The 12,635-nt window shown below is 59.0% G+C and carries 14 protein-coding genes; 5 read left to right on the top strand and 9 right to left on the bottom strand.

Annotated features, from left to right (window positions below):
- The first annotated feature begins 11 nt into the window (after positions 1–11).
- Genes nuoK through SynA1825c_RS11985 form a run of 3 tightly spaced genes read left to right on the top strand, consistent with a single transcriptional unit; the run spans position 12 to position 1,819 of the window.
- Positions 12–344, top strand: coding sequence for an NADH-quinone oxidoreductase subunit NuoK (gene nuoK, locus SynA1825c_RS11995; RefSeq protein WP_186469496.1), 333 nt, complete (start codon positions 12–14; stop codon positions 342–344).
- Positions 345–360: 16 nt separating this feature from the next.
- Complete coding sequence (locus SynA1825c_RS11990) at positions 361–1,302, top strand: NAD(+) kinase (RefSeq protein ID WP_186469495.1); 942 nt, start codon at positions 361–363, stop codon at positions 1,300–1,302.
- A gap of 10 nt (positions 1,303–1,312) precedes the next feature.
- Positions 1,313–1,819 (top strand): CYTH domain-containing protein, encoded by a 507-nt coding sequence (locus tag SynA1825c_RS11985; RefSeq protein WP_186469494.1) that lies wholly within the window; start codon positions 1,313–1,315, stop codon positions 1,817–1,819.
- 217 nt (positions 1,820–2,036) lie between these two features.
- Here the strand turns inward: SynA1825c_RS11985 and SynA1825c_RS11980 are convergent, their stop codons facing one another.
- Positions 2,037–2,315: a helix-turn-helix transcriptional regulator gene (locus SynA1825c_RS11980; RefSeq protein ID WP_186469493.1), complete on the bottom strand. Its 279-nt coding sequence runs from the start codon at positions 2,313–2,315 to the stop codon at positions 2,037–2,039.
- A gap of 92 nt (positions 2,316–2,407) precedes the next feature.
- Here SynA1825c_RS11980 and SynA1825c_RS11975 point away from each other — a divergent pair, with 92 nt between their 5' ends.
- Positions 2,408–3,301 carry a methylenetetrahydrofolate reductase gene (locus tag SynA1825c_RS11975; protein ID WP_186469492.1) on the top strand — a complete coding sequence of 298 codons (894 nt, stop codon included), beginning with the start codon at positions 2,408–2,410 and terminating at the stop codon, positions 3,299–3,301.
- On the opposite strand, the gene SynA1825c_RS11970 is transcribed toward SynA1825c_RS11975, so the two are convergent.
- The 6 genes from SynA1825c_RS11970 to SynA1825c_RS11945 all read right to left on the bottom strand — a co-directional run bounded on the left by SynA1825c_RS11970 (position 3,282) and on the right by SynA1825c_RS11945 (position 10,450).
- On the bottom strand, positions 3,282–4,460 hold the full coding sequence (locus SynA1825c_RS11970) for an NDP-sugar synthase (protein WP_186469491.1): 1,179 nt from the start codon (positions 4,458–4,460) through the stop codon (positions 3,282–3,284). The two genes, SynA1825c_RS11975 and SynA1825c_RS11970, sit on opposite strands and share 20 nt — an antisense overlap.
- 44 nt (positions 4,461–4,504) lie before the next feature.
- The gene (locus tag SynA1825c_RS11965; protein WP_186469490.1) at positions 4,505–5,407 is read right to left on the bottom strand and encodes a segregation/condensation protein A; all 903 of its coding nucleotides are present in this window, start codon (positions 5,405–5,407) and stop codon (positions 4,505–4,507) included.
- 56 nt (positions 5,408–5,463) lie between these two features.
- Positions 5,464–5,838, bottom strand: a complete 375-nt coding sequence (locus SynA1825c_RS11960; protein WP_186469489.1) for a lipopolysaccharide assembly protein LapA domain-containing protein — start codon at positions 5,836–5,838, stop codon at positions 5,464–5,466.
- An 86-nt stretch (positions 5,839–5,924) separates the two neighbouring features.
- The gene (locus SynA1825c_RS11955; protein WP_186469488.1) at positions 5,925–7,598 is read right to left on the bottom strand and encodes an NAD(P)H-quinone oxidoreductase subunit 4; all 1,674 of its coding nucleotides are present in this window, start codon (positions 7,596–7,598) and stop codon (positions 5,925–5,927) included.
- Positions 7,599–7,701: 103 nt separating this feature from the next.
- On the bottom strand, positions 7,702–9,714 hold the full coding sequence (locus tag SynA1825c_RS11950; protein WP_186469487.1) for an NAD(P)H-quinone oxidoreductase subunit 5: 2,013 nt from the start codon (positions 9,712–9,714) through the stop codon (positions 7,702–7,704).
- A gap of 34 nt (positions 9,715–9,748) precedes the next feature.
- The gene (locus SynA1825c_RS11945) at positions 9,749–10,450 is read right to left on the bottom strand and encodes an NnrU family protein (RefSeq protein ID WP_186471202.1); all 702 of its coding nucleotides are present in this window, start codon (positions 10,448–10,450) and stop codon (positions 9,749–9,751) included.
- A gap of 133 nt (positions 10,451–10,583) precedes the next feature.
- On the opposite strand from SynA1825c_RS11945, the gene SynA1825c_RS11940 reads away from it, so the two are divergent.
- Positions 10,584–11,585: a LysR family transcriptional regulator gene (locus SynA1825c_RS11940; protein ID WP_186469486.1), complete on the top strand. Its 1,002-nt coding sequence runs from the start codon at positions 10,584–10,586 to the stop codon at positions 11,583–11,585.
- On the opposite strand, the gene SynA1825c_RS11935 is transcribed toward SynA1825c_RS11940, so the two are convergent.
- Both SynA1825c_RS11935 and SynA1825c_RS11930 read right to left on the bottom strand, forming a co-directional pair.
- Entirely contained in the window at positions 11,576–12,205 is a 630-nt protein-coding gene (locus SynA1825c_RS11935; RefSeq protein ID WP_186469485.1) for a DUF3172 domain-containing protein, read from the bottom strand. The two genes, SynA1825c_RS11940 and SynA1825c_RS11935, sit on opposite strands and share 10 nt — an antisense overlap.
- Positions 12,202–12,549: an NAD(P)H-quinone oxidoreductase subunit M gene (locus SynA1825c_RS11930; RefSeq protein ID WP_186469484.1), complete on the bottom strand. Its 348-nt coding sequence runs from the start codon at positions 12,547–12,549 to the stop codon at positions 12,202–12,204. The genes SynA1825c_RS11935 and SynA1825c_RS11930 overlap by 4 nt, the downstream gene beginning before the upstream one ends.
- Positions 12,550–12,635: the final 86 nt, after the last annotated feature.

Raw genomic sequence — 12,635 nt, 5'->3', positions numbered from 1 at the left:
TGCTCCTTCTCATGCTCTCTGAGCTGCTGTCCGGTTCTGTTCCTCTTGAGGCCTACCTTTTGGTGGCAGCCGTGCTGTTCTGCACAGGTGTCTGGGGCTTGATCAACAGCAGGAATGCCGTGAGAGTGTTGATGAGCATTGAACTAATGCTCAATGCCGTCAACATCAATCTGATGGCGTTTTCCTCCTATGTGGATGGCCAGCTGATCCGAGGCCAGGTGTTTTCGGTGTTTGTGATCACAGTGGCTGCGGCCGAGGCCGCTGTTGGTTTGGCCATTCTTTTGTCGCTCTACCGCAACCGCGTCACAGTGGACATGGAACGCTTCAACCTTCTGCGCTGGTAGGGCCGGCGCCCCTGCCATGCGTCTGCAACGGGTCTGGCTGATCTACAGGGCTGAAAGTCCTTTGGCACAAAAGGAAGCGCGCTCCTGTGCTGCGGCGCTTGAACAGCTCGGCGTGACGGTCGCCGTCGCCATGAGTGGTCTCACTGCCGACCCCTACCCGGGTCTGCTGGCATCAGAGCCTGAGTTGCCAGACCTGGCAGTCGTCTTGGGTGGTGACGGCACCGTGCTCGGTGCAGCTCGCCATCTGGCCGTGCATGACGTGCCCATCCTCTGTTTCAACGTTGGCGGGCATCTCGGCTTCCTGACCCATGAGCCGGGTCAGCTGCGTCGCGAAGGGCTCTGGCAACGTCTGTTGGATGACCACTTCGCCATGGAGCGCCGCATGATGCTTCAGGCGGTTGTGCATCGTGGTGATGATTTGCACTGCCCGGTTTCTGGACTGCCTGACCATGCCGAGGGTGGGCCGGAGCGGCACTGGGCCCTGAATGACTTCTATCTGAGGCCTTATCAGGAGGATCTCGCGCCCACCTGCACGCTTGAGCTGGAAATTGATGGTGAAGTGGTGGATCAAGTCCGCGGTGACGGTCTAATCCTGGCCACGCCAACGGGCTCCACGGGATACGCCGTTGCCGCCGGTGGGCCGATTCTCCACCCAGGCATCGATGCCATCATCGTCAGTCCGATCTGTCCAATGAGCCTGTCCAGCAGGCCTGTGGTGCTTCCCCCGCGGGCTCGCCTGGTGATCTGGCCTCTTGGAGACGGGTATCGCGAGGTGAAGCTTTGGAAGGATGGAGCTAGCGGTCCTGTCTTATCGCCTGGTGAATGCTGTGTCATTCAGCGAGCTCCCCATCACGCGCTGATGGTTCAGTTGGAGCAAGCCCCCTCGTACTACCGAACCCTGGCGCGCAAACTGCACTGGGCCGGCAGCCTCGTGGACAGCATGCCTTCGCCCAACTGAAGACACTGCGATGCCTCTTGAGATTGAACGTCGTTTTCTGGTCAGTGGTTCCGGCTGGCGTGTGCACGCCGGTGAGCCTCAGCCGCTACGTCAGGGCTATCTGGCATCGAGTGAACAAGGCTTCACCGTGCGCATGCGCCTGCGCGCTGACGGCCGGGCATGGCTCACGCTAAAAGCTCCGGCCGATGGGATCGCTCGCCATGAATTTGAGTACGACCTTCCGTCTGCTGATGCTGAGGCCTTGTGGGCTCTGGCGCCCCATCGCTTGGCCAAAACCCGCTACGCCTTGGCTCTTCCTGGAGGCGACTGGGTTTTGGATTGTTTTGAGGGTGAGAATGCCCCCCTGGTGTTGGCGGAGGTGGAGTTGCCTGATGCTGCGGCTCCACTGGTTCTGCCTGACTGGTGTGCTGAAGAGGTCACCGGTGACGGCCGCTGGAGCAATGCGGCCTTGGCTTGCAATCCGATCAGTCGGTGGGCACCGGCCACACGCTCGCGGTATGGATGGGATCCGGCATGAGCTGACCCGCATTTTCACGCTTGCAAGAGTCTTCCACTTTCCTTTAGATTTTGTTTGGGATCATTCAAATGACGCGTGCACGGGCTTTACGACGATGACGGCATCCTGAGATTCATTGGTCTCGATCGTGAGGCTTGTGTTGCCTATGCCGAACTGTTCGACCTGTCCCTGGCGCGTTGTTCGTTGATGGATTTGCCGGTGCCGCTCCCCTTGTCCGTCAGGCCGCGTCGTCGGGTGCTCCCGGAAGCAAGCAACAGTTGAATCCATCACGGCAGATCTTGCCGTGGTCCATGGCCCAATTCAGCAGCGCAACGCGATTCTTGGAGCCTGTCTTGGTGAAGACATTGCTGACGTGATTGTCGACAGTGCGTTTACTGATGGTGAGTCGTTCGGCAATTTCCTGGTTGGTGAGGCCTTCAGCCACCAGCTCGATGATCTCGATCTCCCGCGTGGAGAGCGAAACGTTCGAGGAATCAGGTCCATCGCCACTGGCCATGCGGACTACCGACCACTGTTCATTCAATCATCCTAAGCACTCGTATCTGACAGGCGATCTCCCATAGTGACTGGAAGAAGCGTTTGAAGGGTTTGGGTTCCGCGCTGCAGCGCAGTCTTGAGGCTGGTTCCGTCACGGTCACTGCCGAAGTGATGCCGCCACGGGGTGGTGATCCCAGCCATGCGCTCGCCATGGCTGAGGGCATGCGTGGTTGGGTGCAGGCCATCAACGTCACCGATGGAAGCCGTGCGGTGATGCGGATGAACAGTGTGGCGGTCTGCCGGCTTCTCCTGGATGCAGGACTCGAGCCGGTGCTGCAGATGGCTGGGCGGGATCGCAATCGCATCGCGCTGCAAGCGGATCTGCTCGGTGCCCATGCGCTCGGTATTCGCAATCTCCTTTGCCTCACCGGTGATCCTGTCCAGGCAGGAGATCAGCCCCATGCCCGGCCTGTGCACGAGTTGGAATCCATCCGTCTGTTAAAGCAAGTCAGCGCTTTTAATCGGGGTGAGGACCCGGTTAAGAACAACCTGCCTGATGGTCCCACTGATCTCTTCGCGGGTGCAGCGGCGGATCCGCACTGCCCCAGTTGGTCAGGTCTGACCCGTCGCCTGGAGCGCAAGCGTGAGGCGGGAGCCCGCTTTCTGCAAACCCAAATGGTGATGGATCCGCGAGTGCTCGAGCGCTTCTGCCGGGAGCTTGCCACGCCGATGGAGCTACCGGTTCTGGCAGGGGTGTTCCTGCTCAAGTCAGCAAAAAATGCAGCGTTTATCAACCGGATGGTTCCTGGAGCCTGCATTCCAGACGACCTGATTGCCCGCTTAGCGGCAGCAGATGATCCTGCTTCGGAAGGCATCGCCATTGCTGCCGAGCAGGTGCACCGATACCTGGGAATTGCTCAGGGTGTGCACGTGATGGCGGTCAGGGCTGAGGAACGGATTCCGGAGGTTCTAAAAAAGGCCGGCCTCAGCTCGCAGCCGCTGTGAGATCTGTTCCTAACAGTTCAGCCATGGCTTTTTGCTGTGGGGAAGGCTCGATCAGGTCGGCCCGTCGCGCATCCGTGATCAGCCAGTCGAGGGCTGCTTCTTGGAGGTCGAAGTGGTCTCCGTTCTTGTCGACGCAGTAGCGGCCAAACACCAGCTTCTCAACGAGCTGAACTCCGGCACCGATGCGGGAGTAGTCAAAAATGATTGAGTTATCGATCGTGGCCCCTTCGCAGATGTGGCAGCTCGGTCCGATCATGGTGGGTCCGACCAGCGTGGCGCCATCTTCGATTTTGGTCATGCCGCCGACATAAACAGGACCCTGCACATCGATGCGATCCCAGTTGGCGGCCACATTCAACCCGGCATAGACCCCTGGACGCACTTCCTTGCCCGGGATGCCGACCTGGCGAACATCGCCCTGCAGCACGCTGCGGATGGCCTGCCAGTAATCGGGAACCTTGCCGATGTCCACCCATTCAAATTCCATGGGAAGGGCATAAAAGGGGGCTCCAAGCTCCACCAGTTTGGGGAAGAGGTCCGATCCGATGTCAAAGGACTCACCGGAGGGAATGTGCTCGAAGATCTCAGGCTCGAACAAATAGATGCCTGTGTTGATGGTGTCGCTCAGCGCTTCATCGACGGTCGGCTTCTCTTGGAACGCTTGGATGCGACCTTCGTCGTCACTGACGACAACTCCGTAGCTGCTGACTTGATCCTTAGGGACCCGTTTGGTGACCAGGCTTGCGAGTGCTCCCTTCTCGCGATGACGCTTCACGGCTTCGGTGAGGTCTAGATCAATCAAGGCATCCCCGCAGAGCACCACGAAGGTGTCGTCGAAGAAATTCTGGAAGTCTTGGATTTTTTTCAGTCCACCGGCTGAACCGAGGGCGTCACCAATCAGTTCTCCGTCTTCGATGCGTCCCTCGAAGCTGTAGGCAATCTCAACCCCGAATCGCTGGCCATCACGGAAGTAGTTCTCGATTTCCTCCGCCAAGTGCGACACATTCACCATCACCTCGGCGAAGCCGTGCTCTTTGAGCAGCTCAAGCAAAAACTCCATCACTGGTTTTTGCAGGATGGGAATCATGGGTTTTGGGATCACGTGCGTGATCGGTTGAACTCTTGTCCCCTTGCCCGCGGCCAGGATCATCGCCTTCATCGGCGTTACAGGCTTACTTCGAATAAGCCAACATAAATGGGTGTTCAGGCAGCCATTGCCCCCACGGCCGGCGCTGCATCTGGCACGTCCAGTTTGGCCAGAGGCATCTGCGCCATGGATCCAGGAGCAAGAAGCCGCCGCAGTCGGATCGGACCGTGCAGTGACCCCATTTGCTCGAGTTCCACCTGACCCTGAGAGGAGAGAAACAAGAGGGCCCAGAACACGCCGACCCTGTCGGTGTCGAGATCCTTGGCAGCCTCCGCACTCCAGCGCAGCACCAAACTCTCGAAATCCACCCACTGCAGTGCGGTTTCCCAGCCATTGAGGAACACGCCCATGGCTGCGGTGGTCTCCGGTAGCTTTTCTCGGTGTGCAAGAGCAGCCACCTGCGCGATCGCTTCTTTGTTGGAGTAGCGCTTTTGCCTCTGCCGCCTCCGCATCTCGAGCTCGTCGGACTCCAGCTGTTCGGCGATCGACTCCAGTTGCTCAATCAGTTCCCCCAGGGTGACGGGGCGTCGCAAGGGAGGAGGAGCCACCGGGCGACGTTGAAGATGGCGTTCTGGATGTCGGGGCAGATCAAAACTGGGATCCAGCCAGCCTTGATCGCCGTAATCGGCATCAAACGCTTCCTCGAGCTCGGGTTCTGGAGGGAAGGTGCTGGCTTCGAGCACTTCCGCCTTCAGTCCCACAAGCACCGATGCGGCAAGAAACGCTTCACTGCTGTCTGCCAAGTCACGTTCGTAACTTCCACCTCGCTGTTGAAGCGCTTCTGCCACCTTCCGCGGCACTTCGATGCGTTGTTTGAGCTGATCGAGAAATCCGTCCACGACGGCGATGACGTCCACATCCCAGGGATCCAGATCGCCCCGTTGCGCGGCATCTTGGAGCAAACGGATCGCAAGCCTGGCACCCGCATCAGCGCCTTGATTCAGCCCGGCTTCCGGCACCGCAACCGACCATCTTCAGCAAAAGTACCGGTCCTGAACGCTTCCGGCCAGCCCCTTCAGCTCACCTCGATCGATGGGCTGTCGAGGCTGCTGTCTGCGGTTTCGGCTGATGGCAGCAGTCCAAGCTGCGTCTGGACCGTGGCCCTGTAGCGGTTGAGATCAACTTCCAGTTCTTGAATGCGCACTTGCTGAGCCTCAAATTCCGAGGCGTTGCTGAAGCGTTCCACGTTGTTCAGCATGCCGCTCCAGGTGGCAAATAACCAAGCAGCGGCTGCACCCACGCCAGACGCCACCAGTAGAAGGGCCGCCAGGGGGAGGGTGTATTGCAGCCCTGGCAGCACCCTCACCGTTGTGGCTTCCGTGTTCTCCAGGGTGAAGAACACGGTGCTCAGTCCGAAGAAGAAAATCAGGCTGAAATTGATCTGGCGCATGTCCGCAGGCGATGCAGGAGCAGTGAATCAAACGTACGGAGTTCCTGCAGCAGCGTCTGGACAGAAATGGGAAAGGACGAAGATCGTTACGCTCCGCTAGTGCTGTTGGGCAAACTGGGTGCCCGCAACATGGCTGGCGCCAGGCTGCCACTGCGGATTAAAGGTGCCGTCGGGCGACTGATCACTTCCATGGCGGCCAGGTTGCGATCCACCAAGGCTTCGATCGCCGATCGATAGCTGTCGGTCATCAGGCGTGGATAAAGGCCGATGCCGATGATGGGAACGAGCAGGCAGCCGATGATGTAAACCTCACGAGGTTCGGCGTCCACCAGGTTGGTGTTCGTGGTGAGCTGGGCGTTCTCTTTTCCGAAGAAAATCTCCCGCAGCATGGAGAGGAGATAGATCGGTGTGAGGATCACACCGATTGCGGCCAGTCCGTCGATCACGATCCGGAAGCTCAGGGTGTAGGCCTCATCGGTCGCGAAGCCCGTGAAGACCATCAGTTCGCTGACAAATCCACTCATCCCCGGCAGGGCAAGAGACGCGAGCGAACACACGGTCCAGAGCGCGAACATCACGCGCATCTTTTGACCGACGCCGCCCATTTCATCGAGTTGAAGCGTGTGGGTGCGGTCGTAGGTGGCACCGACAAGGAAAAACAGGCTGGCTCCGATCAAGCCATGGCTAATCATCTGGAGCATCGCTCCACTGGTGCCCAAGGCGCTGAAACTGCCAATCCCGATCAACACAAAGCCCATGTGGCTGATCGAGCTGTACGCGATCTTGCGTTTGAGATTGCGCTGAGCAAACGAGGTGAGTGCGGCATAAATGATGTTCACGACACCAAGCACCACCAGCAGCGGCGCGAACTGTGCGTGGGCCTCCGGCAGCATTTCAGCGTTGAAACGCATCAAGGCATATCCCCCCATCTTGAGAAGGATCCCGGCGAGCAGCATGTGCACCGGGGCGGTGGCTTCACCATGGGCATCCGGCAGCCACGTGTGCAGCGGAACAATGGGGAGTTTGACGCCGAATGCGATCAGCAGTCCGGCGTAACAGAGCAACTGGAACCCTGTGCTGAAGCCTTTTTGGGCCAGAACGGTGTATTCAAAGTTGGGGGTGCCGCCTCCCATGAAGCCCATGGCGAGGGCCGCAAGCAGGATGAACAGTGAGCTGCCTGCGGTGTAGAGGATGAATTTGGTTGCGGCGTACTGGCGTTTCTTTCCACCCCAGATCGCCAGCAGCAGATAGACGGGTAACAGTTCCAGCTCCCAGGCCAGGAAGAACAGCAACATGTCCTGGACGGCGAACACAGCGATCTGGCCACCATCCATGGCCAGAATCAGAAAGAAAAACAGCTTGGGTTTGAACGTCACAGGCCAGGCCGCGAGCACGGCGAGGGCTGTGATGAAGCTCGTCAGCAGGATCAATGGCATGGACAGGCCGTCGGCTCCAACGGCCCATGTCAAGCCGAGATTGGGAAGCCAGCTCACCCGTTCGGAGAGTTGCAGGCCACTGAAGCTGGGGTCGTAACCAGTCAGATACGCACCGGCTGTGATCAGAAAGGTGGTCAGCGCAATACCAAGCGCGAACCAGCGAACCTGACGGCCCTCACCCTCATCGGGAATGAAAGGCACCATCAATGCCCCCACGATGGGGAAGAGAATGGACAAGCTCAGCCAGGGAAACTGGGCCGGAATAATGCCAGCCGCAATATCAACGGCTGGATCAAAGGGTGCGCTGACAGCGAATTCCAGCAAGGATGAGGCCTTTCACCACTGGCTTGAGTGTAGAAATCTTGGCTGTGGTGACATCCAGTCGATAGGCGTTGACACACACAGCGACAGCCAAAACCAGTCCGATCTAATTGATCGGACCGCCCAAGACACCAAACAGCACCACCAAACCGATCACACCGCCGAACACGATCAGGGCGTAGAACTGCGCGCGACCGGTTTCGAAATACTTGAGTCCTTCACCACTACCAAGGGTGAGCAGGCCGGTGAGATTGACCACGCCATCCACGACCTTGGCATCCACTTCCAGCACTTCGCGAGCAATCTTGCGGCTGCCGCGAACAAACAACTTCTCGTTGATGGAATCGAGATACCACTTGTTCGCCAAGAAGGCATTCACGCTGGGGAACCGGGCAGCCACCAACTCGCCCAAGTCGATGCGATGGACGGCATAGGCCAGCACGGCCACGGAGATCCCAGCTGCCGAAATGGCGACGGAGGCACCGGCCAGAGGCAGAAATTCACCCCAGCTGAAGTGTTCCGCCATTTCCATGGCTTCCTCGGGGTTGAGCAACCCGGCAAAACGGCTGTTCCAGGGTGTTCCCAGAAGGCCGATCAGAACCGATGGAACAGCTAGCACCACCAGAGGCAGCGTCATCGACCAAGGCGATTCGTGCAGGCTTCCGGCATGGTGCGAATGCTCTTGATCAACAGTCTTGCCGGCGGCGGCCATCAGCTTGGCTTGCATGGCCTCATCGTTGCCACGGAAGTCGCCCTCGAAGGTGAGGAAATACAGCCGAAACATGTAGAAGGCCGTCATGCCGGCCGTCAGGAAGCCAACAACCCAGAGCAGTGGGAATGTTTCGAAGGCTTGCCCGAGAATTTCATCCTTGCTCCAGAAGCCAGCTAGGGGAGGGATCCCACTGATGGCAATGCAACCGATCAGAAATGTGATCGCGGTGATCGGCATTTTCTTGCGTAAACCGCCCATCAGGCGCATGTCCTGCGCCAGCACAGGTTCATGACCCACCACATCCTCCATGGCATGGATCACGGAACCCGATCCAAGGAAGAGCATGGCCTTGAAGAAGGCATGGGTCACCAGGTGGAACATGCCAGCGACCGGAGCTCCGCAGCCCATGGCCAACATCATGTAGCCCAGCTGAGACACGGTGCTGTAAGCCAGCCCCTTTTTGAGATCCATCTGGGTGAGGGCGATGGAGGCCCCTAAAAAGCAGGTGATCGTTCCGGTGACGGCAATGAACACGCCAACACTGGGGAACTGGCTGTAAAGGGGTTCCAGGCGAGCGACGAGGAAGACACCGGCGGCCACCATGGTGGCCGCATGGATCAGGGCTGAAATTGGTGTGGGACCTTCCATCGCGTCCGGCAGCCACACGTGCAGCGGGAACTGCGCGGACTTGGCCATCGGGCCCATGAACACGAACAGGCAGAGCGCCAGCGCTGCCCAACCCGGCACCACACCGCTGCTCACAGCGGCCGAAAGACCGTCGGCGATGCCCTGGAATCCGAAACTGCCGGTCGCCCAAAACAGACCCAGGATTCCCAAAAGCAAACCGAAATCGCCCACACGGTTCACCACGAAGGCTTTCTGGGCGGCATGGGCCGCTCCGTCCCGGTCGTACCAGAAGCCCACCAGCAGGTACGACGACATGCCGACCAGCTCCCAGAACACATAGATCTCGAGCAGGTTCGGACTCACCACGAGTCCGAGCATCGAGCTGCTGAAAATGGCCAGATAGGTGAAAAAGCGCACGTAGCTCTTGTCGTGCGCCATATAGCCGTGGGAGTAGATCATCACCAGCAGCGCCACGGTGGTGACCAGAGCCAGCATGACGGCGGCAAGGGGGTCGACCACATACCCCATCGGCAGTGTGAAGTCTCCAGCACTGGCCCACACGAATAAGTGCTCAACGGGAGGTGCCCCTCCCAGCTGTTCCAACAGAACGGCGTAACTAATCACGGCAGCGGCCCCCACGCAGCTGATCAGCAGCAGCGCAACCGGTTTGCGCAATCGGTTGATGGTTCGGTTGAAGCTGATCAGGCCTAGGCCAGAGATCAAGGCTCCGAACAAAGGCAGAACTGGAATCAACCAGGCGGAGTCGGCGGCCGAGGGCATCCAGACAAATCAGGTTGTGTCGAGTGTAGGCAGCTCAGCTCAACAGCTCTCCGAGCCTGGAGTGAAGAAACGCCATTCCACCGATGGGGATGTAGCGGTGGGCCCACCAGAACACCCCCACAGCGATAGCGATGCCCAATTGGGCCGGGCGCACCAGCTCGGTCCAGATGATCGTCTGTCGACCCTCAATGACGGCAGCGAAAGGGACTACAGAAGTTTCGTCCCTGAGTTTGTCGAAGGCATCGCCGAAACGCTGCTTCAGCCTGCGATCGCCATGCCACACAGCAAAAAGATGATGACCGATCAGGCCAGCGCAGGTCACCAGCATGAAACTGCTGCCGATCCATAGGGCATGGCTCAGGCACCACAGGATCTGCCCGACGGCCTGTGGGTGACGACTGATTCGGATGATCCCAGTGGCATAAAGGCGCACCTGAGGCTTGAGCACCGCCGGAATCTCCAGCAGGTTGTAAGTGGCTGGGTACAGAAACAGGAAGCTGATGGCTGTCACGATCCAAACCATCGGCACCATGCCGGGGAGGCCCTGAAGGTTCCAGAGGCGGATGCCGTCGTAGCGGTGGGCCAGGAAATACCCAATCACCACAACCGCGGAGGGAATGCTGAGCGCTGCAAACACCAGTCGCCATGCCCTGGCGCCGATGCGCGCCTCCGCGCGACTGCGTAGCGCGGCACCTCCGCTGTGAATCACAGCAAAGATCAGCAGAAGCGTGAACATCACCAGGCTGCTGTGGTGAAGACCTGCCGTTGCGTCAGCCAACGAGATGCTGCGGGAGCCGTGATTCTGGCGTTTGACGGGCGGGGTGCCCCTTACAGTTTTTGATCATCTGCTCTTTGCCAGGCAGCTCTCCATGGCCGATCTGCCTTTCACTCTGGATCAGCTGCGCATCCTCAGGGCCATTGTCAGTGAGGGCAGTTTCAAGAAAGCTGCTGACAGCCTTTACGTCACTCAGCCGGCGGTGAGTTTGCAGATTCAAAACCTCGAGAAGCAGCTTGAGGTGGCGCTTTTCGACCGGGGTGGACGCAAAGCTCAGCTCACTGAAGCCGGTCATCTGCTTCTGAGTTACTGCGATCGCATCCTCAGCCAGTGCCATGAAGCCTGTCGGGCGTTGGATGATCTTCACGACCTCAAAGGCGGTTCCCTCCTGGTCGGCGCCAGTCAGACCACGGGCACGTATCTTATGCCGCGGATGATCGGCCTTTTCCGACAGAAATATCCAGATGTGGCGGTGCAACTGCACGTGCACAGCACCCGTCGCACCGGCTGGAGTGTGGCCAACGGACAAATTGATTTGGCGATTATCGGCGGTGAGTTGCCGGCTGAGCTCAACGAACTGCTCCAGGTCTTGCCCTACGCCAGCGATGAGCTGGCACTCGTGCTCCCCATCAAACATCCTCTCGCCCGTCTGGTGGAGCTCAGCAAGGACGACCTCTATCGACTGGGGTTTGTGAGTCTGGATGCTCAATCCACAACCCGAAAGATGGTCGACCAGTTGCTCGGGCGATCCGGTCTCGATGTCCAGCGTCTTCGCGTCGAGATGGAGCTCAATTCCTTTGAGGCGATCAAGAATGCTGTCCAGGCTGGTCTGGGCGCAGCCTTTTTGCCTGTGGTGTCCATCGAGCGCGAGCTCACCGCCGGCACACTGCATCGTCCCAATGTGGTGGATCTGCAGGTGCGCCGTCAGCTCAAGCTGATCACCAATCCTTCTCGATACTGCTCCCGTGCTGCCGAAGCCTTCCGAAGGGATGTGCTCCCCGTTTTTGCCAGTGCTGACAGCCCGATTCGACAAGGCCGCTCGGCCATCGCGCCTCAGGAGGAGCCTGAGGAGGAATTGATCCAGAATCAGAACTGATCGGCTTCCGGTGTGATGCCCACCGTGTCATCGGCAACGCCGCGGGTGAGGAACTTGTTCTGACTGATATCGGTCTGATAAACGCAGCGCACTACAGGTTTGTCGCGCACGGAACCGATGTAGGCAAAGGTGTTCATCCGTTGTTTGCAATCACGCTCCTGTGCGGAGGTGATGGCCCCTTCCTTACGAAGCACCGCCCAGTTCTCGCGGCGGATCACACAGCCTGGTTGCAGAGTTGGTTGGGTGACGAAGCTGGTGGAAGGATTCAGCGTGGTGTACATCTCGATGTCCATCACAAAGGCACTCGCTCCCCACTGCTGGCAAAACTCTGGATCCGGCACGGCCATGTCCAGCTGCTGGGCGCTGGCGATGTTGCCCTGATCGCCCTGAGTGGTGCTAGTGACTGCGCTGCCGATGCCAATCCCAACGATCAACACCCCCGCTAGAACCGCGATGGTGCCGGTGTTAAGGCTGAGTCCGCCGTTTTTCGGCGGTGGTGGGCCCCCGTAACCACCTCGATCGCGGCGTTCATTACGACGCGATTCGTCGCGGTCGCGACGACGGTCATCCATGCGTCGGTCGTAACCGGGACGAGGTCGGTCGTAGGGGGATCGGCTCACAGCAGTTCGGGGGTGCGGGGTAGACCCATGGAGTAGTTGAGAACCCGACTATCAGGGTTGTAACTGAGCTGCCCAGCCTGAAGCAGTTCGCGGATGAATCCTTCGAGTTCTGTTCCGATCCGTCGGAGGTTGTAGTCACTGAGTGGCTGACCGTCGTAGCTCTTCACAAGATCCCGAAAGCGCTGTTGCACGCTTTCGACACTGCTGTCGGGCCACAGGAACTCGTTGTCCGGATCCAGGTCAAGGGTCAACTGGCTTGGATCGGCCACCAGATCTCCGGCTTCAACGCGAGCTGTGAACAAACGCACGTGTCGGGTTGTGCTTTTCAGCAGGGTCTCGGCCATGGATCAAATGGAGCGGTGATGGCACCGCGCAGGCGGGTTGGTAGCGACTTTAGGAAGCGAAGAGGAGAGTCCTCCTTTTAAGGTTG

Source organism: Synechococcus sp. A18-25c (assembly GCF_014280035.1).
Classification (GTDB): Bacteria; Cyanobacteriota; Cyanobacteriia; order PCC-6307; family Cyanobiaceae; genus Synechococcus_C.
This window is presented reverse-complemented; position numbering and strand designations above follow the sequence as displayed.

Bases quoted from the DNA above. Each gene is read 5' to 3' on its own strand.
- nuoK (WP_186469496.1), top strand. From the start codon at position 12: ATGCTCTCTGAGCTGCTGTCCGGTTCTGTTCCTCTTGAGGCCTACCTT.
- SynA1825c_RS11990 (WP_186469495.1), top strand. From the start codon at position 361: ATGCGTCTGCAACGGGTCTGGCTGATCTACAGGGCTGAAAGTCCTTTG.
- SynA1825c_RS11985 (WP_186469494.1), top strand. From the start codon at position 1,313: ATGCCTCTTGAGATTGAACGTCGTTTTCTGGTCAGTGGTTCCGGCTGG.
- SynA1825c_RS11980 (WP_186469493.1), bottom strand. From the start codon at position 2,315: ATGGCCAGTGGCGATGGACCTGATTCCTCGAACGTTTCGCTCTCCACG.
- SynA1825c_RS11970 (WP_186469491.1), bottom strand. From the start codon at position 4,460: ATGAAGGCGATGATCCTGGCCGCGGGCAAGGGGACAAGAGTTCAACCG.
- SynA1825c_RS11960 (WP_186469489.1), bottom strand. From the start codon at position 5,838: ATGCGCCAGATCAATTTCAGCCTGATTTTCTTCTTCGGACTGAGCACC.
- SynA1825c_RS11950 (WP_186469487.1), bottom strand. From the start codon at position 9,714: ATGCCCTCGGCCGCCGACTCCGCCTGGTTGATTCCAGTTCTGCCTTTG.
- SynA1825c_RS11945 (WP_186471202.1), bottom strand. From the start codon at position 10,450: ATGTTCACGCTTCTGCTGATCTTTGCTGTGATTCACAGCGGAGGTGCC.
- SynA1825c_RS11940 (WP_186469486.1), top strand. From the start codon at position 10,584: ATGGCCGATCTGCCTTTCACTCTGGATCAGCTGCGCATCCTCAGGGCC.
- SynA1825c_RS11930 (WP_186469484.1), bottom strand. From the start codon at position 12,549: ATGGCCGAGACCCTGCTGAAAAGCACAACCCGACACGTGCGTTTGTTC.